General features: G+C 31.0%; 22 protein-coding genes. 17 read left to right on the forward strand and 5 right to left on the reverse strand.

The features are described 5' to 3' along the window. Window positions 1-9 precede the first annotated feature (9 nt). The 5 genes from DFQ07_RS12535 (at window position 10) to DFQ07_RS12555 (ending at window position 4,563) form a co-directional block, all read left to right on the forward strand. Window positions 10-948 carry a PorP/SprF family type IX secretion system membrane protein gene (locus DFQ07_RS12535; protein WP_133537372.1) on the forward strand — a complete coding sequence of 313 codons (939 nt, stop codon included), beginning with the start codon at window positions 10-12 and terminating at the stop codon, window positions 946-948. Window positions 949-959: 11 nt separating this feature from the next. Next, window positions 960-2,909 carry an OmpA family protein gene (locus DFQ07_RS12540; protein WP_133537374.1) on the forward strand — a complete coding sequence of 650 codons (1,950 nt, stop codon included), beginning with the start codon at window positions 960-962 and terminating at the stop codon, window positions 2,907-2,909. Window positions 2,910-3,031: 122 nt separating this feature from the next. Beyond that, window positions 3,032-3,643, forward strand: coding sequence for a DUF4230 domain-containing protein (locus DFQ07_RS12545; RefSeq protein ID WP_133537376.1), 612 nt, complete (start codon window positions 3,032-3,034; stop codon window positions 3,641-3,643). Then, the gene (locus DFQ07_RS12550) at window positions 3,643-4,008 is read left to right on the forward strand and encodes an MmcQ/YjbR family DNA-binding protein (protein ID WP_133537378.1); all 366 of its coding nucleotides are present in this window, start codon (window positions 3,643-3,645) and stop codon (window positions 4,006-4,008) included. Before DFQ07_RS12545 ends, DFQ07_RS12550 begins: the two co-directional genes overlap by 1 nt. A gap of 6 nt (window positions 4,009-4,014) precedes the next feature. Beyond that, complete coding sequence (locus DFQ07_RS12555) at window positions 4,015-4,563, forward strand: 5-formyltetrahydrofolate cyclo-ligase (RefSeq protein ID WP_133537380.1); 549 nt, start codon at window positions 4,015-4,017, stop codon at window positions 4,561-4,563. Between the two features lie 47 nt (window positions 4,564-4,610). Here the strand turns inward: DFQ07_RS12555 and rho are convergent, their stop codons facing one another. Next, window positions 4,611-6,215, reverse strand: a complete 1,605-nt coding sequence (gene rho, locus DFQ07_RS12560) for a transcription termination factor Rho (RefSeq protein WP_133537382.1) — start codon at window positions 6,213-6,215, stop codon at window positions 4,611-4,613. A gap of 197 nt (window positions 6,216-6,412) precedes the next feature. Between rho and DFQ07_RS12565 the strand changes: the two genes are divergently transcribed. The 4 genes from DFQ07_RS12565 (at window position 6,413) to DFQ07_RS12580 (ending at window position 10,553) form a co-directional block, all read left to right on the forward strand. Then, the gene (locus DFQ07_RS12565) at window positions 6,413-6,850 is read left to right on the forward strand and encodes a DUF4293 domain-containing protein (protein WP_133537384.1); all 438 of its coding nucleotides are present in this window, start codon (window positions 6,413-6,415) and stop codon (window positions 6,848-6,850) included. Window positions 6,851-7,066: 216 nt separating this feature from the next. Beyond that, on the forward strand, window positions 7,067-7,720 hold the full coding sequence (locus DFQ07_RS12570) for a response regulator (RefSeq protein ID WP_133537386.1): 654 nt from the start codon (window positions 7,067-7,069) through the stop codon (window positions 7,718-7,720). A 291-nt stretch (window positions 7,721-8,011) separates the two neighbouring features. Then, window positions 8,012-8,686 (forward strand): hypothetical protein, encoded by a 675-nt coding sequence (locus DFQ07_RS12575; RefSeq protein WP_133537388.1) that lies wholly within the window; start codon window positions 8,012-8,014, stop codon window positions 8,684-8,686. A gap of 13 nt (window positions 8,687-8,699) precedes the next feature. After that, window positions 8,700-10,553, forward strand: coding sequence for an ATP-binding protein (locus tag DFQ07_RS12580; RefSeq protein ID WP_133537390.1), 1,854 nt, complete (start codon window positions 8,700-8,702; stop codon window positions 10,551-10,553). Here the strand turns inward: DFQ07_RS12580 and DFQ07_RS12585 are convergent. Further along, window positions 10,536-11,033, reverse strand: coding sequence for a metallophosphoesterase family protein (locus tag DFQ07_RS12585; protein ID WP_133537392.1), 498 nt, complete (start codon window positions 11,031-11,033; stop codon window positions 10,536-10,538). The genes DFQ07_RS12580 and DFQ07_RS12585 overlap by 18 nt on opposite strands. A 290-nt stretch (window positions 11,034-11,323) precedes the next feature. On the opposite strand from DFQ07_RS12585, the gene truA reads away from it, so the two are divergent. The 3 genes from truA to DFQ07_RS15745 all read left to right on the forward strand — a co-directional run bounded on the left by truA (window position 11,324) and on the right by DFQ07_RS15745 (window position 14,363). Then, complete coding sequence (gene truA, locus DFQ07_RS12590; protein ID WP_133537394.1) at window positions 11,324-12,058, forward strand: tRNA pseudouridine(38-40) synthase TruA; 735 nt, start codon at window positions 11,324-11,326, stop codon at window positions 12,056-12,058. 50 nt (window positions 12,059-12,108) lie between these two features. Next, on the forward strand, window positions 12,109-13,824 hold the full coding sequence (locus tag DFQ07_RS12595) for an ABC transporter ATP-binding protein (RefSeq protein ID WP_243743984.1): 1,716 nt from the start codon (window positions 12,109-12,111) through the stop codon (window positions 13,822-13,824). 71 nt (window positions 13,825-13,895) lie between these two features. Continuing rightward, the gene (locus DFQ07_RS15745) at window positions 13,896-14,363 is read left to right on the forward strand and encodes a hypothetical protein (RefSeq protein WP_208107699.1); all 468 of its coding nucleotides are present in this window, start codon (window positions 13,896-13,898) and stop codon (window positions 14,361-14,363) included. Between the two features lie 47 nt (window positions 14,364-14,410). On the opposite strand, the gene cdaA is transcribed toward DFQ07_RS15745, so the two are convergent. Together cdaA and folP are read right to left on the reverse strand one after the other, a co-directional pair. Continuing rightward, the gene (gene cdaA, locus DFQ07_RS12605) at window positions 14,411-15,193 is read right to left on the reverse strand and encodes a diadenylate cyclase CdaA (RefSeq protein WP_133537398.1); all 783 of its coding nucleotides are present in this window, start codon (window positions 15,191-15,193) and stop codon (window positions 14,411-14,413) included. Between the two features lie 124 nt (window positions 15,194-15,317). Continuing rightward, the gene (gene folP, locus DFQ07_RS12610; protein ID WP_133537400.1) at window positions 15,318-16,139 is read right to left on the reverse strand and encodes a dihydropteroate synthase; all 822 of its coding nucleotides are present in this window, start codon (window positions 16,137-16,139) and stop codon (window positions 15,318-15,320) included. An 80-nt stretch (window positions 16,140-16,219) separates the two neighbouring features. Here folP and DFQ07_RS12615 point away from each other — a divergent pair, with 80 nt between their 5' ends. From DFQ07_RS12615 to DFQ07_RS12635, 5 genes are all read left to right on the forward strand, one after another. After that, window positions 16,220-16,765 carry a DUF1599 domain-containing protein gene (locus tag DFQ07_RS12615; RefSeq protein WP_133537402.1) on the forward strand — a complete coding sequence of 182 codons (546 nt, stop codon included), beginning with the start codon at window positions 16,220-16,222 and terminating at the stop codon, window positions 16,763-16,765. A gap of 18 nt (window positions 16,766-16,783) precedes the next feature. After that, window positions 16,784-17,755, forward strand: a complete 972-nt coding sequence (locus DFQ07_RS12620) for a DoxX family protein (protein ID WP_133537404.1) — start codon at window positions 16,784-16,786, stop codon at window positions 17,753-17,755. 52 nt (window positions 17,756-17,807) lie between these two features. Continuing rightward, the gene (locus tag DFQ07_RS12625) at window positions 17,808-18,356 is read left to right on the forward strand and encodes an SRPBCC family protein (protein WP_133537406.1); all 549 of its coding nucleotides are present in this window, start codon (window positions 17,808-17,810) and stop codon (window positions 18,354-18,356) included. Between the two features lie 139 nt (window positions 18,357-18,495). Further along, entirely contained in the window at window positions 18,496-18,888 is a 393-nt protein-coding gene (crcB, locus tag DFQ07_RS12630; RefSeq protein ID WP_133537408.1) for a fluoride efflux transporter CrcB, read from the forward strand. A 48-nt stretch (window positions 18,889-18,936) separates the two neighbouring features. Continuing rightward, window positions 18,937-19,641: a crotonase/enoyl-CoA hydratase family protein gene (locus DFQ07_RS12635; RefSeq protein ID WP_133537410.1), complete on the forward strand. Its 705-nt coding sequence runs from the start codon at window positions 18,937-18,939 to the stop codon at window positions 19,639-19,641. Between the two features lie 30 nt (window positions 19,642-19,671). Here DFQ07_RS12635 and DFQ07_RS12640 read toward each other — a convergent pair whose 3' ends face one another. Continuing rightward, complete coding sequence (locus tag DFQ07_RS12640; RefSeq protein ID WP_133537412.1) at window positions 19,672-20,283, reverse strand: DUF1684 domain-containing protein; 612 nt, start codon at window positions 20,281-20,283, stop codon at window positions 19,672-19,674. Between the last annotated feature and the right edge of the window lie 329 nt (window positions 20,284-20,612).

The raw sequence follows: 20,612 nt of genomic DNA on the forward strand, positions 1-20,612 counted from the left end.
TTACATCTAATGAAACATTATTCTTTTTTATTATTAATAGCTATGATTAGTGTTAATGTGTGCTTTTCTCAGCAAGATCCACAATACACTCAATATATGTACAATACACAAGTCATTAACTCTGGTTATATTGGTTCTAAAACTGCACTAGGCTTTGGAGTATTATATAGAACACAATGGTCTGGTTTTGAAGGGGCTCCTAATACTGGTACTATTACTTTTAATTTACCTTTAGGAGTACTTAAACGAAACGCTATTGGTTTTTCTGTTATAAATGACGAAATAGGTCCTTCAAATGAAACAAGTCTCACTGTAGATTATGCCTACTCTTTGTTGTTGTCTGGCAATTCTAGACTTTCCTTTGGAATAAAAGGAGGTATAAGTATTCTCGATGTAGATTACACCAAACTTAACATCTATGATCAAAATGATTGGCAATTTGCTAATAACATAGATAAAAAAGTACAGCCACAAATAGGTGCTGGTATTTATTATAATACCGACAAAATGTATGTAGGGCTATCAATACCTAATTTTTTCAACTCTAAACATTATAATTCCGATAACATTAACAATAGCAATGAAGATGCTATTGCTATAGAACGCTTACACTATTTTATCATTGCTGGTTATGTTTTTGATATTAGTAGTGATATAAAACTCAAACCTGCAACCATGTTTAAATGGGTTAATGGATCTCCTTTACAGGTAGATTTATCTGCTAATTTTCTATTCAATAACAAATTTACACTTGGGGCCTCCTATCGTTGGGATGCTGCACTTAGTGCTATGGCTGGGTTTCATATTTCAGATCAACTATTCTTAGGAATGGGTTACGATTTTCAAACCACAGATATTGAAGAACATAGTAATGGTTCTTACGAATTTTTCCTGCGATTTGATGTTTTCAATAATCCCGAACGTATACTAACACCAAGATTCTTCTAAATTTTTATATCATGAAAAAGCATTATTTAATCTTCTATTTTTTATTTGCTCTAATAAGTACTAACTCTTTTGCACAAATAGCGTTAGTTGAAAAGGCTAATAAAAAATATGATACGTATGACTTTATAGATGCACGTAAAATCTATTTAAAAGTCATAGAAAAAAACTATGGCTCAGCAGAAATTTATAGAAAGCTGGGAGATACTTATTATTTTAACAGTGATTATTCAGACGCTGCTAAATGGTATTACTACTTAATCGAAAAATTTCCTAACGAAGCATTAACTACCGATTATTTTAGAGCTGCTCAATGCTTAAAAAGTATTAATCAACCTGAAGAAGCAGAAAAACTTATGGAAATGTACAGGTTTAAAGGAGGAAAAATCATTAACGTAACATCGCATAAAAATGTGGCTGATACTTTATTTAGAAAAGGAGTTCAAGACAAACTTTTTGAAATAGAAAAAATCCCTGTTAATACTGAATATTCCGATTTTGGCCCCGCTTTTTATGGTAACAACATTGTGTTTGCTTCTAGCAGAAAAACACCATCTTCTTTAAAGAAACAATCTACTGATCTTGCAGGCTGGGACAATCAACCTTTTTTAAATTTATATCTAGCCCCTATAGATAAAGACATGAACTTTGGGCAAGTAAAAACATTTAAACCAAATATTAATTCACCTTATCATGAGTCTACTGCAGTTTTTACAAAAGATGGAAATACTATGTATTTTACCAGAAATAATTACTTAAATGGTAAAAAGAAAAGAGACAGAAACCATGTTATTCGACTCAAAATATATAAAGCAACAAGAGTAGGAAATACTTGGGGTAATATAAAAGAACTTCCGTTTAATAATGACAATTATTCTGTTGGACATCCAACCTTAAGCCCTAATGAAGATAAACTTTATTTTTCTTCTGATATGCCTGGTACTTTGGGGATGTCTGATATTTGGTATGTAAAAATTTTAGGAGATGATATTTATACTAGTCCTGTAAATCTGGGTAACAAAATTAATACTATAGAGAGAGAAACTTTTCCTTTTGTTAGTAAAGAAAATAACTTATACTTTTCAAGTGATGGACATGCAGGTATGGGAGGACTAGATATTTTCGTAACCAAATTAGAAAATGATTCTCATGGTGAAATCTCTACTTTTAGGGAACCGATAAACAGTTCTAAAGATGATTTTAGTTTTATTATAAAGGATGATAGAATTGGATATTTTGCTTCAAATAGAGATGGTAATGAAGGTAGTAAAAGTGATGACATATATCAAATATGGGAACGTTGTGAAATTACCATTCAAGGACCTATAGTTGATAAGGTTACAGGTGAATTAATACCCAATACTGAAGTTACTTTAATAGATAGTAATAATAACAAAATCAAAACAATAACTGTTGGTAGTGATGCTACTTTTACTTTCCTTCTAGATTGCCAAGAACAATATACTTTAAGAGCAAAAAAAGAAAATTACTATCCTAAAGAGAAGGTAATAGAAACGCCAAAAAATCCTAAAACTATTGAAATGCCTATCAAACTGAATATGCCTTTAGCTTTGGAACTATCGGGTCCTTGTCCTCCTGACGATTTAGGATGCAGATTGACCTTACAACCTATTTATTTCGACTATGATAAATCCAACATTCGTCCGGATGCTGAAGTGGAATTAGCAAAAATTCTAGCAGCTTTAAAAGAATACCCTACCCTAAAAATTCATATCGAATCACATACAGATTCTAGAGGTAACGATACATACAATTTAAAATTATCAGAACGAAGAGCTCAGGCTACGTTAAATTGGCTACTCAAACAAGAAATTGATAAAAACAGAGTATCAGCAAAAGGTTATGGAGAATCACAACTCATTAACAAATGTGCCAATGAAACACAATGCTCCGAACAAGAACATCAATTAAACCGACGGTCTATGTTTCTTATCAAAGAATAATTTTTACAACAACTAAAAACATACACTACACCTTGGTTTACAACATAAACCAAGGTGTTTTTATATAAAACACCTATTATAACATTAGTATTCTCTACAAGATTTTATGTAAATTCGTATTTATGGAATTACTTTTTTTAGGTTTAGCTGGTGGAGCTATTATTTCGTTTTTTATTTTTAAAAAATTCACTTCAGTCAATAGAAAAAACTTGACAGAAAAACAATCTGTTGTATTGTTAGATAAAATTAAAAAAGTATCAAAACTGATTACTGTAGAGGGTGAATTTGCTGAAATTTATCATCATGAAAACACAAAGGAAAAGTTTTTAGGATTAATAACCAGTAAGAAGAAAGCTATTATTATAATTAATGCTAAAGTGCATGTTGGTTTTGATTTTAGAAAAATTAAAATGCATACAAATACCAAAAACAAAACATTAGTTTTATCTGAATTTCCGCAACCTGAAGTTTTTTCTATTGAGCCAAACTTGCGCTTTTATGATGTCCAAAACGGACTACTTAATAAATTTAACTCAGAAGATTTGACAGAAGTGAATAAAGAGGCGAAAGAACATATTCTTCAAAAAATACCTGAAAGTAATTTAATGCAAACTGCCAATAAAGAAGCTATAGAAGCTATTACCCTAATGCAAAACTTAGTTGAAACCATTGGTTGGAAATTAGATTATTCTACACTGGAAATTCCTGAAACCTCAAAAAAACTTATTGACTAATGAATATTGAAGAGTTACGTAATTATTGTATCAGTAAAAAAGGAGTTACTGAACACTTCCCTTTCGATGAAGTTACTCTAGTCTTTAAAGTTATGGGTAAAATGTTTGCCTTAGTTGGACTAGATAGATGGGAACAGGGAGAAACAAAAATTAATTTAAAATGCGATCCTGAACGTGCCCTGGAGTTACGAGCTGAATACGAAAGCATCAACCCTGGATTTCATATGAGTAAAAAGCATTGGAATACCATTACTTTAAATCATGATGTTTCAGACACGCTTGCCTTTGAATTAATTGACCATTCATACGAATTGGTAGTGCAAGGATTGACAAAAAAACTACAAGAAGAATTAAAATCAATGTAATTGAACATGATAAAATCTGAGCTTAGAAAACTATACAAACAAAAAAGAAATTCACTTACTGAAATAGAAAAAGAAAAACTACAAAAAAGTATTTATCAGCAAGTTTTTGAATTGCATACAGATAATATCAGCAATGTACATCTGTTTTTATCAATGCGAAAATTTAATGAAATAGATACCTTACCCATTATCAATTTCTTCAGAAACAAAGGAAAAAAAATTATTGTAAGCCGTTGTAATTTTGAAGACGAAACCCTTTCTCATTTTTATTTTGAAAAAGACACCAAGCTAGAATCCAATAAATTTGGTGTACCAGAACCAGTAAATGCAAAAGAAGCTTTTGTAAAAGATATCGATTTGGTTTTTGTTCCTATGTTAATTTCAGACGAACAAAACTACCGAGTTGGTTATGGAAAAGGATTTTATGATCGGTTTTTATCAGAATGTAAAGAAGGTACTCGAACCATTGGACTCAACTATTTTCCTCCTATTAAAAAAATTGAAGACACTCACGAATTTGATATCCCACTTGAAATGGTTATCTATCCAAAATAAAAAAATCCCGCTCAATACGGGATTTTTTTTATTCTATATTTTAATAATTATCCATTCATAGATATTAAGAATTCTTCGTTGTTTAACGACCTCTTAATTCTGTCTTGAATAAACTCCATCGCTTCTATCGGGTTCATATCAGCTAAATACTTACGTAATACCCACATGCGTTGTACTGTCTTTTCATCTAATAATAAATCATCACGACGCGTACTTGATTTGATTAAATCAATCGCTGGATAAATTCTTCTATTAGAAATGTTACGATCTAATTGAAGCTCCATGTTACCGGTTCCTTTGAATTCCTCAAAGATAACCTCATCCATCTTAGATCCCGTTTCAGTAAGTGCAGTTGCAATGATTGTTAAAGATCCACCATTTTCAATATTACGTGCAGCTCCAAAGAAACGCTTTGGTTTATGTAAAGCATTCGCATCAATACCTCCTGATAAAATTTTACCCGAAGCTGGTGCTACTGTATTATAAGCTCTTGCCAAACGAGTAATCGAATCAAGTAAAATCACTACATCATGTCCACATTCTACCAAACGTTTTGCTTTCTCCAACACTATATTAGCTACACGTACATGCTTATCAGCAGGCTCATCAAAAGTAGAAGCTACTACTTCTCCACGAACACTACGTTGCATATCTGTAACCTCTTCTGGACGCTCATCTATTAATAAAACAATTTGATATACTTCAGGATGATTGGCTGCAATTGCATTCGCCACGTCCTTTAATAACATTGTTTTACCCGTCTTAGGTTGTGCTACAATCATACCACGTTGTCCTTTCCCTATTGGAGAAAACAAATCGATAATTCTCGTCGATAAAGAACTTCCTTTTTCTGCCAAATTGAATTTTTCTTCAGCAAATAGCGGTGTTAAATGCTCAAAAGACACTCGATCTCGAACAATATTAGGATTTAACCCATTAATTTTTGATACACGAATTAATGGAAAATACTTCTCTCCTTCTTTTGGAGGTCGTACATTACCTCTAACAGTATCTCCTGTTTTCAATCCAAACAATTTTATTTGAGATTGAGATACATAAATATCGTCAGGAGATGATAAATAATTGTAATCAGAAGAACGTAAGAAACCATACCCATCAGGCATCATCTCTAAAACTCCTTCACTTTCAATAATTCCATCAAATTCAAAATCAGGATCGCGATACTTATTACCACTCTTATGGTGGTGTTTATTAACATTCTGATTTTTGTTACTCTGCTTATTCCCTCTATTCTGAGGTTGCTTACTTTGTTTATTTTGAGGTTGCTGCTTCTTCTCTTCTACAACTTGTTTCTTCTCTTCAGCTTTTTTCTCAGGTACACTTTTTACCTCTTTTTGTTGACTTACATCTGCTATAGGAGGTTTCTCTTCCTTTTCAACAGGTTGTTGTCTATCAACTTTAGCTACAATTTTATTTTCTCCTTCGTCTGTTTTTGTAATTCTTTTACGCTTAGACTTAGGCCTTTCATCTTTAGGTTTAGCTTCAAGAGCACTTGCCTCTGCTTGTGCATCTAAAATTTTATATACTAAATCTAATTTTTTTAACTGACTTATCTTTGTTAACCCTATAGTTTTAGCTATAGCTTGTAAATCAGAGAGTTTTTTAGTTTTTAATTCCGAAATCTCGAACATTCGTCAAATAATTAAGTTATTCAAATTCTTTTGAGTTTTAAAGAATTTTGATTTTGTTAAGTTTTTTGAGTGCTAATTATATAGGGGCTATATAATAATTGGTGCGGTTACATATAAGGCAAATATATACAAATATTTTAACTTGTTGTATTTCTTTTTAAAAAAAGAAGTGTTACATTTGCTTCCGATAAAAAATTATGATACAAAGAATACAATCTATATATCTATTAGTAGCAGGAATTATCTCTGGAGGATTGACTTTTTTATTTAGTCTTTGGAATAACTCTCAAGAAAGTACAGCTATATATATATTAGATTTGTTTTCAAGAAACTCATTAATAGAAAAATGCGTTCCTGTATTATTTTTTGGATCTACCTTAGTATCTTTTGTAAGTATATTTTTATTTAAAAATCGTCAATTACAATTTGTACTAGGTCGTTTAAACATATTGATAAACCTTTTTTTATTAGGGCTATTGGTATATCTGTCACAAACATTATCTGGAGAAGCTGCTGTTTCTGAGAAAGGTATTGGGATGTTCTTTCCTGTTATTGTTATTTTGCTTTTAGTTTTAGCAAATAAAGCCATTAAAAAGGATGAAGATCTTGTAAAATCTGTAGATCGATTACGATAAACCTAACATCTTAGTATATTTAGTGCGAAAAAACCGGGATTTAAATCCCGGTTTTTTATTTTTGTTAACTCAGTACCTATAGTACCTATAGCTTAAAATGTTAAAGAAATGTTAAAGAAAACTCAGGGTTATCCCTGAGTTGCTAACAAAACAAATAGGGATACTGTGTATTGTAGACAATGCTTTTATAACATAGATTTGTAACTGTAAATAACCATGAATTACAAGATTAAAGTTCACATAGCTGATGATCACAAGATTTTAATAGACGGGGTCATAGCTTTATTAAATACCGAAGACGATATAGAAGTTGAGGGATATTCTTTAACAGGAAGAGAAGTAGTTAACTGGTCTTCTAAAAACGCAGCTGATGTGTTAGTTTTAGATATTAATATGCCTGAAATGGATGGTATTGAAGTTTTAAAAACGTTCAAACAACGTAACACACAAATTAAAACTATTATACTATCTAGCTTAAGCGACCCAAAACTTGTGCAAGAACTAATGGCTTTAGGAGCTAATGGTTTTGTTGATAAAAGTCACGCTAACGAACAAATTATAGACGCCATAAAAGTTGTTTATAACGGTATTCAATACATTAGCGAAGACATTAAAGTAAAACTATTAGAACTATACGCTTCCGATTCAAAAGAAGTAATAGAACCTGAGTTTATAAACGGAGATTTAACTGAACGAGAAATTTCAGTGTTAAAGTTGATAGCTCAAGAAAAAAGCTCTAATGAAATTGCAAAACAGTTAAACATCAGCCTAAAGACTGTTGAAACGTACCGAAGTAATTTATACAAAAAATTAAAAGTAAAAAACGTAGTAGGTTTAGCGATGTATGCCGTGAGAAACAATATAGTGTAGGGATGTACCCCTCATCATTTTTCTTTATCCCCTAGATTAAGAAAAAGTCCCCCGAATCTGTACACTATATCCCCTGGAGACTATACATTATACATGCATCGCTTTACTAACTACAAATAAAAAATAATTAGCGATGTACGCTGTTAATCAAACATAGTACACCATAAATAGGAAACCCCTTCATTTTGTTTTCTTTATCCCCCAAGAGATTCCCCAATCTCAACCCTGTCAAAAGTACATCGCTTTTTTTTTGAAAAATAAACCAATAATAACTTACTAAAACTGTCAATCATGAAAAAAGTCGCTCCTTATTTTCTCGCATTAACTCTAAGTATTGTGTTTGCTTCTTGTTCTAACAACGACACTGAAGTTTTAGACGATACTCCAGAAAACTTATTACAATCATATACTCTTAAAAGAGATGCTAGTGGTGCTTACTCAATTGATTTTAATACTTCTAGCAATACTGATGTAACTACCGTTACAAATACAGATAACTCTAAAGAAATAATTTTAGCAGAAACAGCTCAAAAAACTGCTACTAAACACTCTAATGATTTTTCTATTGATAATGAGCATTTAAAAATCGGTTTTTTAGAAACTAACAATGGGAAGCAAACTAATATATGGGTAAAAGATGAAAACATTACCTTTGCTAAAGGCATTACTGAATTTTTAAATTCGTATAGTGTTACAGCTAATGAAGATGGCACCTATCAATTAGACTTTGTTGTAAATGATAATGTAGCTACTGAGTTTAGTTATAATGAAGACATAGAAGCGTACGAGGTTCATTTGTCTAATAATTATGACACAGAAAATGCAAAAACTTTTTCAAGAACAATGAGCTCTTCTGATAATGGTATTATCAAAATTAATTTTGTTAACCACAAATACTCTGGAAAAACAGTAGAAGAAGAACTAGCTAATTTAGTTACAAAACCTGAGGTAATAATTCAATCATAACAAAAAGAGTAGTTTGAAAAAAGCACTAAGTATATTAGCATTATGTCTTTTAATTTCAAATATATCCTTTGGACAAGAAAATAAATTAAGTTTAAGGGAAAAATTATCCTATATTAAACATAAAGACTCTTTAGCTTTTTTTAAAGTTGACAGCCTGTATTCAAAGCAAAAATATACTGAGGCATTAGACAAAGCTTTAATCCTGCTCAAAGAAAGTAAAATCAATAGTAATGACTTACTTTCTTCAAAAATCAATAATATTATTGGAAATATTTATTTTGAAAATAATTCATATCAAAAAGCTATAGAATTCTATACAATTAGCAACAAATACTTTAAGAAACACAAAAACAAATCTCCATCTCTAGACAGAAATAAGAAATTAGATTTACTACCTATCAATGATGACGATTATATTGAAATGATTAATCTCCAAAAAATTGGTAGCTCTTATCATATATTAAAAGAAAGTGATTCTATAAACTCTGAAATGTATAAAGATAGTGCTATGTACTATTACGGAAAAGTTATAAACAACTCTTTCAAAACTGAAAAGGCTAAAATATTAAAGGCAAAAATAAATAATAACCTTTCTACAATTTATTTGAGGGATTCATTATATAAAAAAGCTGAGTTTTACATTAATGAGTCTATAAAATTATATGAAAGCATAAATGATAAGGTAGGTAAAGCTGGTTCTTTAGGTAATTTAGCCAATATTTATCTAGAAAAAAAAGAGTTAGAAAAATCTAAAGCTACATATATTAAAGCATTAAATCTAATCAAAGATGTAGAAGACAATAATATATCTTCGACCAAAACTAAATCCAGTTTATACTTTAACCTAGCTTGGACTCTATATCTCTTAAAGGATTATACTGCATATACCTATCAAGAAAAATCTTATAATATTAAGGACGATTTAAGAGATATAGAGATAAGAAGAATGATTGATGAAATATATACCCAACATGAACTTAACCTTGAAAAAGAAAAGACAGCCTTAGTTGAAGAACAACGAAAATTAAAGGAAGCACAACAAGCAAAAACTTCTATGCTTTTTGGGGTATTAAGTTTGCTTGTTTTAATCATATCTGGTGTAATCATATACAACTACAAACTTCGTCAAAGAAACTTACGACTTAAATTATCAGAGAGCAAACTTATACAACAACAAAACATTGAGAAACTTAAATCTGAAGCACAGGTTAAAATACTTAATGCAACTATTGACGGTAAAGAAACCGAGCGCAAGCTTATTGCAGAGATATTGCATGACAATGTCAGTGCTTTATTATCTTCTGCTAACATGCATTTATCAGCAACTAAGAAACAATTTGAAGGAGAAACTTCTCAAGAAATACAAAAGACACAAGCCATTATCTCAGAGGCCTCTCAAAAGGTTAGGGACTTATCACATAACCTAGTTTCATCTATTTTATTAAAATTTGGGTTAGAATATGCTATTAAAGATGTTGCTAAAAAATATTCAAATAGCGAGTTAAACTTTAAAGTATCTGCTCAAAACATTAGCAGGTATAATCAAGAATTTGAAATAAAGATTTTTAATGTTATTCAAGAATTAATTAACAACATTCTTAAGCATAGTAAAGCCAAACATGCACAAATAAACTTGAAAGAAGAGAATAATCAACTAACCGTTCTCGTAAAAGATGATGGGGTAGGTTTCTCTACCTCGTCTTCTTCTTTTTCTGATGGTATTGGGCTTAATCAAATAGAAGCTAGAATTCATGTCATGAATGGTAAATTAACCATAAAGTCAAAAGAAAATGCTGGTACATCTGTGCATATCAAAGTACCTATTCTTAAACAAGAAAAAAACATCAGGCTAACTTCTATTAGCTAGCTCTATAATTTCCATGTTTTTTATTTCCCCTTTGTCTATTTCGAATCGAAGCATTGTCCTCACTTTATGAAAACCATGTTTGCCTGCTGCACCAGGGTTCAAATGCAATAAATTTAGCTTTTTATCATACTGAATTTTTAAAATATGCGAATGACCACAAATAAAAAGTTTAGGTCTGTTATTTTTCAATTCTTCTTTAATCCTTTGATCGTATCTATTAGGATATCCTCCTATATGAGTTATCCATACAGAAACTCCATCAACAACAAATTTATTATCTAAAGGAAATTCAGCTCTAGCATCTTTGTCGTCAATATTCCCGTAAACAGCTCTGAGCGGTTTCAACTTTTTAATTGTATCTGTAACCTTTAAACTTCCTATATCACCTGCATGCCAAATTTCATCAGCTTGTTTCACAAACTTTAAAATTTGTTCATCTATAAAACTATGTGTATCAGAGAGAAGTAAAATCTTTATCATATGCACAAAACTAATGAAGAATTATTGCACAAAAAAAATCCATAAGCATTTTTATGGATTTCTTTAAAATAAGGGGAAATTAATGAAAGGGGAATTCACTATTTTATAATCTTCAACAAAAAACTAATGATTAGTTATTCATTAGTTTAACTCAAGGGGTCAAAAATAACATAATCATCCAAACAAAGTGTTAACATATGTTAATAAAACTAATTTTCTTTTTAACTCTTACTCTTCTCTATTTCATCACAGAATTTCATAATTTAGCTATCTAAAAAAATTTGTACTCATTGAGGTATTTTATCAAATTAGCATACAACGGAAAAAACTACCACGGGTGGCAAATTCAACCCGATGCTATTTCTGTTCAAGAAAAAATTAACACAGCTATAAGTACTATTTTAAGGCAAAAAATAAATATAGTAGGCGCAGGAAGAACAGATGCAGGCGTACACGCCTCTGAAATGTTTGCTCATTTTGATTTTGATTTACCTTTAAATGATAATTTTACATACAAGCTAAATGCTATTTTGCCAGATGATATCGTTATTATAAACACACAACAAGTACACGAAGATGCTCACGCTAGATTTGATGCAGTAAGCAGAAGTTATGAATATAAAATTTGGTTAGGTAGAAATCCGTTTTTATTAGAAACTTCATGGCAACTACATCATCAAAACTTAAATATAGAATTGATGAATAAAGCTGCTATAATTTTATATGAATATGAAGATTTTGAGTGTTTTTCAAAAGTAAAAACAGATGTTAACACATTTAATTGTACAGTAACTAATGCTGAGTGGGTTTTAAACGGCAATGAATTAACATTTCATATTAGTGCTAATCGATTTTTAAGAAATATGGTTCGCGCTATAGTGGGTACTTTAATTGAAGTTGGCTTAGGTAAAATTACTACTGACGATTTTAAAAAAATTATTGAGAGTAAAAACCGAAGCAATGCTGGAGTATCTGTTCCGGCAAAAGGATTATTTTTAACTAAAGTAACATACGATTATATATAGTGAGTAAAGCAACAGGTAGAGCATTCGACATTAAAATTTTTGCACGACTTATGAGTTTTGCAAAAAAATACCGTATTCGATTTATAATTGCATCGCTTTCAACCATTTTGTTAGCTGGGTTTTCTGCTTTAAGCCCTGTAATTTTGATGATGGCAATTGACGATTTCACAATTACCAAAGACTTTGTAAGACTATCGTATTTCACTATCGCTATGTTAGTGGTTTTACTTATTCAAGTTTTTTTTCAATTTAGTTTCATTTATTACGCCAACTGGGTGGGTCAACATATAATCAGAGATATTAGAGCCAAAACTTTTAGAAAAATCTTAGAATTTAAGATGAGTTATTTTGATAATTCGTCTGTAGGAAAATTGGTAACTCGTGTTGTTTCTGATATAGAAACTATTGCTAACTTTTTTACGCAAGGTGTTTTTATGATTGTCAGTGACATTTTAAAAATGATAGTAGTAATTATAGTAATGTTTTATACAAACTGGAAACTGGCACTAATCGCACTTGCTACATTACCTGTACTTATTTATGCTACCAAATTATTCCAAATTGCTATAAAATCAACTTTTCAAGATGTTCGAAACCAAGTAGCCAACCTTAACAGTTTTGTACAAGAAAGAGTAACAGGAATAAAAATTGTTCAGCTTTTTAATCGCGAAAAAATCGAATATCAAAACTTCATTAATATTAACGAAAAACATAAGAAAGCACATATTAAGACCGTTTGGTACTACTCAATCTTTTTTCCTATTGCAGAAATACTATCATCTATTTCAATTGGTTTAATCGCATGGTTTGGAGGTTTACAGGTAGTTGGTAGTACTGCTGTTAGTGTAGGAGCTGTTATTGCTTTTATTCAAATGGCTCAAATGTTATTTAGACCTTTACGACAAATTGCTGATAAATTTAATCAGTTACAAATGGGAATTGTGGCTGGCGAACGTGTATTTAATGTTATAGATACTGAAAGCTCTATTGATAAAAATGGAACTTTTTCTGCAGCTAATATCCAGGGCAACATTAACTTTAAAGATGTACACTTTAGCTATATAAAAGATGAAGAAATTTTAAAAGGAATTAGTTTTGATGTAGAAAAAGGACAAACAGTAGCCATTGTGGGTGCTACCGGAGCAGGTAAATCAACTATTATTAGTCTTATTAGTCGTTTTTATGAAATAAACAGTGGGTTAATTTGTATTGATGATACTCCTATTCAAGATTATGACATCACTTCTTTACGTCAAAAAGTAGCAATAGTATTGCAAGATGTATTTTTATTTTCAGACACTATTCTAAATAATATTACTTTAAAAAATGAAAAGATATCTTTAGAAGAGGTCAAAAAAGCCGCCAAACAAATAGGTATTCACGATTTTATAATGAGCCTACCTAATGATTATAATTACAATGTAAAAGAACGTGGAGGCATGTTATCGTCTGGTCAACGTCAATTAATTGCTTTTTTACGTGCTTACCTTAGTAAACCAAGTATATTAATTTTAGACGAAGCTACCTCATCGGTTGACACACATTCTGAACAAATGATTCAATACGCCACAGATGAGATTACCAAAGACCGAACTTCTATAGTGATTGCACACCGCTTGGCAACTATTAAAAAGGCTGATATGATTATAGTTATGGACAAAGGTCGTATCGTTGAAAAAGGAAATCATACCGAATTATTAAAAAAACATGATGGTTATTATAAGAATTTGTACGAAAAACAGTTTAATAGTGAGACGGTGATATAAATAAATTTGTTTACGTCGTCCAAAATAGTACATTTGTTATTCAATCTAAAAAACTAAAAATCAATTAAACGATGAAAAAAGTAATCTTATCAGTATTTGTTGTTGGTGCTTTGTTAGCAACATCATGTAAAAAAGAAGCTAAAGACGCTAAAGATGCAACTGTAGAAACTGTAGAAAACGCTGCTCAAGCTGTTGAAGAAGCTACTGCTGAGACTGTTGAGGCTACTGAAGAAGCTGCTGAAGAAGCTGCTGACGCTGTAGAAAATGCTGCAGAAACAGTAAAATCTGCAATTGAAGGTATTGAAATTCCTGAATTTGAAGATCAAAAAGTAGGAGAATACTTACAATCATACACTGAGTATGCTAAAGATTATATCGAAGCGAAAGGAGATGTTGTTAAGAACACTGAATTAGCTAAAAAAGGTGTTGAATTAGCTGCTCAAGCAAAAGAGATTGCTGCTAATTTAGACGAAGAAGCTGCTAAGAAATTCAATAGCGTAATGACTGCTATTCAATCTAAGATGGCTCCTGCTCAATAATTTTGAGACAGAAAAAAATAAAAAGGCTCGCTAATGCGAGCCTTTTTTTATGCCATAACATCTTTTTCTAATTTTCTATGGAGTTCTTCAAGTGATTTATACAACACAAATTCTCCATCTTTTATGTACGAAATTTCTCCTGTTTCTTCAGAAACCAGTAAACAAATCGCATCTGTTTTTTCTGTAACCCCAATTGCAGCCCGATGTCGTAAGCCAAAACGAGCTGGAATTTTAGTACTATCTGAAACTGGTAACACTACACGAGTAGCCACAATGTAATTATCTCTAATTACAGTAGCCCCATCATGCAATGGGCTATTTTTATAAAAAATACTCTCTATAATTGCTTCATTTACCAATGCATCCATCTTATCGCCTGTATTAATCAAAAAATCAAGATTATTTGTTTTCTCGATTACTAATAATGCTCCTGTTTTCGTCTTTGATAAATTAACACAGGCTCTCAAAATAGCTTCAATATCAATTTCTGAGTGGATTTCAGTTTTTAAAAACTTAAGCTGATTCAAAAAACCTCTTTTAGTAGAAAAATTAGTAGTTCCTATCATTAATAAAAACTTTCGGATTTCTTGTTGAAATACAATAATGAGCGCAATAACTCCTCCAGAAAGCAAGTACCCTAAAATTCCACTTAGCATTTCCATGTGAAGAGCTTGCGTTATTTTCCAAATTAAAAAGATTAGTGCAATTCCTATAACAATATTAATAGCTACCGTTCCTTTTAACAATTTGTAAATATAATAAAGCAATACAGCTACTAAGAAGATATCTAACACATCTAGAAACGAAAAGTCTATAAAATCTAAATTCATTAATTTTTAGAAGTTTAGCAACTACTTTTAAACAAAGCCAAAAGACAGTTATTTGAAAACTATTTTTTATCTGAGGTATATTTTTAGTCAAAAAACCTCATACTTATTAGTAAATGTAAGCATTTTATAATAACTGCTCTACAATCTTAATCGCTTCTACTGCTTCTTTTACATCATGTACTCTTAAAATCTGAGTCCCATTTAACAAAGCTATTGTATTAGCTACTGTCGTAGCATTCAATGCTTCTTGAGGCGAAGTATCTAATAGCTTATACAACATTGACTTTCTTGAAACACCTGTTAATACAGGAACTTCAAGATTCTTAAATAATGATAGGTTTTTAAGCAACTTATAATTTTGATTGATTGTTTTCCCAAAACCAAAACCAACATCAATAATTACATCATTCACTTTTAATTGTCGTAGTTTAAAAAGTTGTTCAGCAAAAAAGGTGATCACTTCAGTAACTACATTTTCATACTGCGGATTTTGCTGCATGCTTTGTGGGGTTCCTTGCATATGCATCATAATGTACGGAACTTGTAACTTTGCTACAGTTTCAAACATTTTCTCATCCATTTTTCCTCCAGAAATATCATTAATAATTGCTGCTCCTGCATTTATTGATTCTTCTATCACCCTACTTCTAAAAGAATCTACAGAAATAAGAATTTCAGGAAAACTCTTCAGTAACAAATCAACAACAGGAAGCATCCTTTGCAGCTCCTCTTCTTCCGAAATATGTTTCGCTCCTGGCCTTGAAGAATACGCCCCTACATCAATAAAGTCAGCTCCCTCATTCAACATTTTTTCTGTTTGAGCCAGTATATCGTGTTCATTTTTATATTTTCCTCCATCAAAAAAAGAATCTGGGGTTATATTTAAAATCCCCATAACCTTAGGAGTAGTGAGATCTATTAAGGTTCCTTTACAATTAATCGTCATTACACTAAATTTCCAAGTAAAAATAAATGAAAAGCTTGTAATATTTACTATTTTTGGTCGATTACTTTTAAATAAGAAAGATGCAAGACACCTCAAAACAGTACGATGCTGTGGTTGAAGAATGTAAAAGTTTATTTACTAAAAAAATGAGTGATTATGGTAGTGCTTGGAGGATTTTACGCCTTCCTTCATTAACCGATCAAATATTTATCAAGGCACAACGCATTCGTCAATTACAAGAAAATACTGAACGAAAAGTTGATGAAGGAGAAAAATCAGAGTTTATAGGTATTATTAACTACTCAGTAATGGCGTTAATTCAAATAGAATTAGGGATTGTTGAGCAACCTGATTTAACCACAGAAGAAGCTACCAAACTATACAACAAGCATATAAAAATCACCAAAGAGTTAATGGAAAACAAAAACCATGACTATGGTGAAGCATGGAGAGATATGCGAGTTTCATCGTTAACCGATTTAATTCTGCAAAAACTACTTCGTGTAAAACAAATAGAAGACAATCAAGGTAAAACCTTAGTTTCAGAAGGAATTGAAGCAAATTATCAAGATATGATTAATTATGCTATTTTTGCCATGATTCACCTTTCGGAATCAGATATTTAACCTAAATAACACCCCTATATGATTTTAAAAATATTAACTCATATTTCAAGAGTACTCGTAGGACTTCTTTTTATTTACTCTGGATTTGTAAAATTGGTAGATCCTATAGGATCTCAATATAAATTTCAAGAATACTTTAGTGAAGGTGTTCTAAATTTAGAATTCTTAATCCCATATACATTACCTTTTGCTATTCTTTTAATTGTTGCAGAATTAGCACTAGGCGTTATGCTTTTAGTTGGATTTAAACCTAAATTCACTGTTTGGAGCTTATTTAGCCTAAACCTCATCTTTTTATTTTTAACTTGGTACTCTTATACCTATAATAAAGTTACCGATTGTGGGTGTTTTGGTGACGCTTTAAAACTTACTCCAAAAGAAACTTTTTACAAGAATGTTATTTTCATGATATTTATTGTAATTCTAATCTTTGGACTAAAACACATCAAACCTCTTATTTCTAATAAAATAGCCTCATTAACATCTTATAGCGCTATATTTTTATCACTTATCATAACCTATTACGTATTAAATCATTTACCTATTATTGATTTTAGAGCTTATGCAATAGGAACAGATATTGCTGAAGGAATGAAGTATCAAGAAGGTAGTGACGAAATCCCTCCTATTCACGACTTTGAAATTAGCACTGATGATGGTGATAAATTAGAAGAAATGTTGGCTAAAGAAAAAGCAATGCTAATCATCATGTATAATTTTGAAAAGACAGAAAAAGAAGGTATTGCTGAAGTAGCAAAAGCTGCAAAAAAGGCTAAAGACCAAGGGTATGAAATATATGTATTAACAGCTTCATATATCGAGGATTTAGCAGTTACTCAAAAAGAATTTGAACTCCCTTATACTTTTGGCTTCTGTGATGAAACAGCATTAAAAACAGTAATTAGAGCCAACCCAGGTATTGTTACTGTTAAAAAAGGAATTATCACAGGCAAATGGAATTGGACAGATGCTGACGACATAAAACTATAATCAGCAAGCTAAAAATCAGTAACTTTACTATACAATCAAAAATTTAAAAGCCATGAAATTTGTAAAGTACTTTTTATTACTGATAATTGTTTTAGTTGGATTAGCATTAATTTATGTAGCTAGCTTTTCTGGTAGTTATGATATTAGCAGAAGCAAAGTCATAGAAGCTCCAATAAATCATGTATTCAATACTGTTAATGATATAAAAACATGGGAAAAATGGGGTCCTTGGCATGATGAAGATAGTACTATTGTAGTTACATACGGAGAAAAAACAGTAGGTGTTGGCGCTTCGGATAGCTGGACAAGTAAAGACGGCCCAGGAAAAATGGAAACCATAGCTGTAGTTCCCAACAAATCTATTAATCAAAAAATATCTTTTGCCGACAATGATCCTGGAGATATTTATTGGTATTTTGAAGAAGTTTCTAATGGAACAAAGGTAACATGGGGAATGAAAGCTAAAAAATCTCCTTTTATCTTTAAATTTTTCGCAGCTATGTCAGGAAGTTGGGATAACATGTTAGGACCTATGGAAGAAAAAGGACTTAACAACCTTGAAAAGGTAATATTAGAAACAATTCCTTCGCAACAGGAATAAGCTTTAACTATGAATATAAAACTAAAACCTCACAAAATTTGTGAGGTTTTCTTATTTTCGCAATAGCATAATGCTTTTTTATAATAATTCTTACAAATTATCTTTAAGAATAATAAGCTATTAATCTAAAATAACTTTAGTGAAGCAATTTTTATTAGTTTTTATTGGTGGTGGCATTGGAAGTGTTCTTCGATTTTTAATTGGAAAACTTTTAAACAGTTCGCAAGCAGGAATTCCTTACGGAACCTTTACTGCAAATATTCTAGGCAGCTTACTTATCGGAATTATTTTAGGATTTGCAGCTAAAAATGAAGCTTTAACACAAAACCATACTTTATTATTAGCTACAGGCTTTTGTGGTGGATTTACCACTTTTTCAACCTTTGCTTACGAAAATCATATTTTTTTAAAATCAGGAGATTTCACCTCTTTTGCCATATATACTATCGCTAGCTTCATATTAGGTTTTTTAGCCGTATTTGCAGGAATCTATCTGGCGAATTACTTTGTGGCTAATCCCAGAGGCATTTAATTCGAAACCATTTTGATTTTACACAACTCTTAAAATAATACATAGTAAATGGATAACCTTACACAATACACATCGGCTAACAACCATGTAATCATTACAATTACCAACGGAAAAGCCAATGCTATTTCTCATGAAGTAATCGACGCTTTAAACTCCTCATTAGATCAAGCAGAAAAAGAAGGAAAACCAGTCATTTTAACTGGGCAATCTGGAATATTCTCTGCAGGTTACGACTTAAAAAGCATGACTCAGTCTCCTGAATCAGCTTTAGAATTAGTTACTAAAGGTTCTAAGTTATCACATAGAATGCTTTCATTTCCTTTTCCTATAATCGCTGCTTGTTCAGGACACGCAGTTGCCAAAGGAGCATTTTTATTACTTTCTACAGATTACAGACTAGGCGTTGAAGGTGATTTTAAAATTGGATTAAACGAGGTAATGATTGGTATGACCATGCACAATGCCGGTATAGAAATTGCTAAAGCTCGTTTAACACCTATATACTTTGAAAGAAGTGTAAACTGTTCAGAAATATACAACCCTAAAGATGCTATTACTGCTGGATTTTTAGACAAAGTTGTACCTCAAGAACATTTGTTGCCTACCGCTATTAAAATCGCTGAAATGTTTTCAAAATTGAACAAAAAGGCACATACTGAGACAAAACTAAAGGTTAGAGAACCATATTTAACTTCATTACAAGAAGCTATTGAACAAGATTGCAAAGAAGGATTAACACCTCCTTCAAAATAAAAAAATCCTGCTGCAGCAGGATTTTTTTTATTACTTAGGTCCTTTATAAGCCATTACTCCTGCTTTAATTTCTGTATCTAAATAATTACCTCTTGGTGTTATTGGACACGAATAACGATTACTATATGCACAATAAGGATTATATGCCTTATTAAAATCAATCATTAATGTGCCATCTGAGGCAATATCACCAGTTAAAACATCTATAAATCGACCTCCTTTATACGAAGTTTTTCCGTTGGTATTATCTAAAAAGGGGAGAAACAAGTAATCTTGATACTCTGGCTTAGGGTTTTCATTTTGGTAAATTGCCAACTCATACTCTTTCTCATCAATAGTAAATAACACTACTCCATATTTTTGATACACCACTACCCTATCTGTTGTTGTAGGAAAATTAAAAGTTGGAGCATCTGGTGTTCTTATTAACTTCGCCTTAACCTTATACTTGCTATCAATTGGAAAAAAGTCTAGTCCTTTAAAGTTCTTCAATCCTTTTTTTGTTAAAGGTGATTTAGACGCATCTTTAAACTCGGCATTCATTTCCCTTTGAAATTCAGATTTTCCTTGAGCACTTCTTTTGTCTTGATTCTTACATGATAAGAACAAGGCTACCAAAACAAGCAATATTATTTTTTGCATATTTCATTTCTTTTTATTGCATACAAAAATACTGTATTCTCAGCAAAACACTGATATTACTTAAGAAATCATTAAACGAATCAGCTAAAACTGTTAATATTTTGCTAATAAATTTTAAATCTCGGCAAAAAATCCTTATATTTAAATTTATAGATTAAATCTATAATTGATGTGTAGAAGGTTTTAAACCTTATAAAAAAAACTTATACATAAATAAAACAAATTGATAAAATTAACTATAAGCAACTTAAAGTTTCCCTTATATTTGCCCCCCATTTATTTTAGGGAAAATCTTCTACGTAAAGTCAATTACCAGACCAACCTAAAAG

This window comes from Tenacibaculum caenipelagi (assembly GCF_004363005.1).
Lineage (GTDB): Bacteria > Bacteroidota > Bacteroidia > Flavobacteriales > Flavobacteriaceae > Polaribacter > Polaribacter caenipelagi.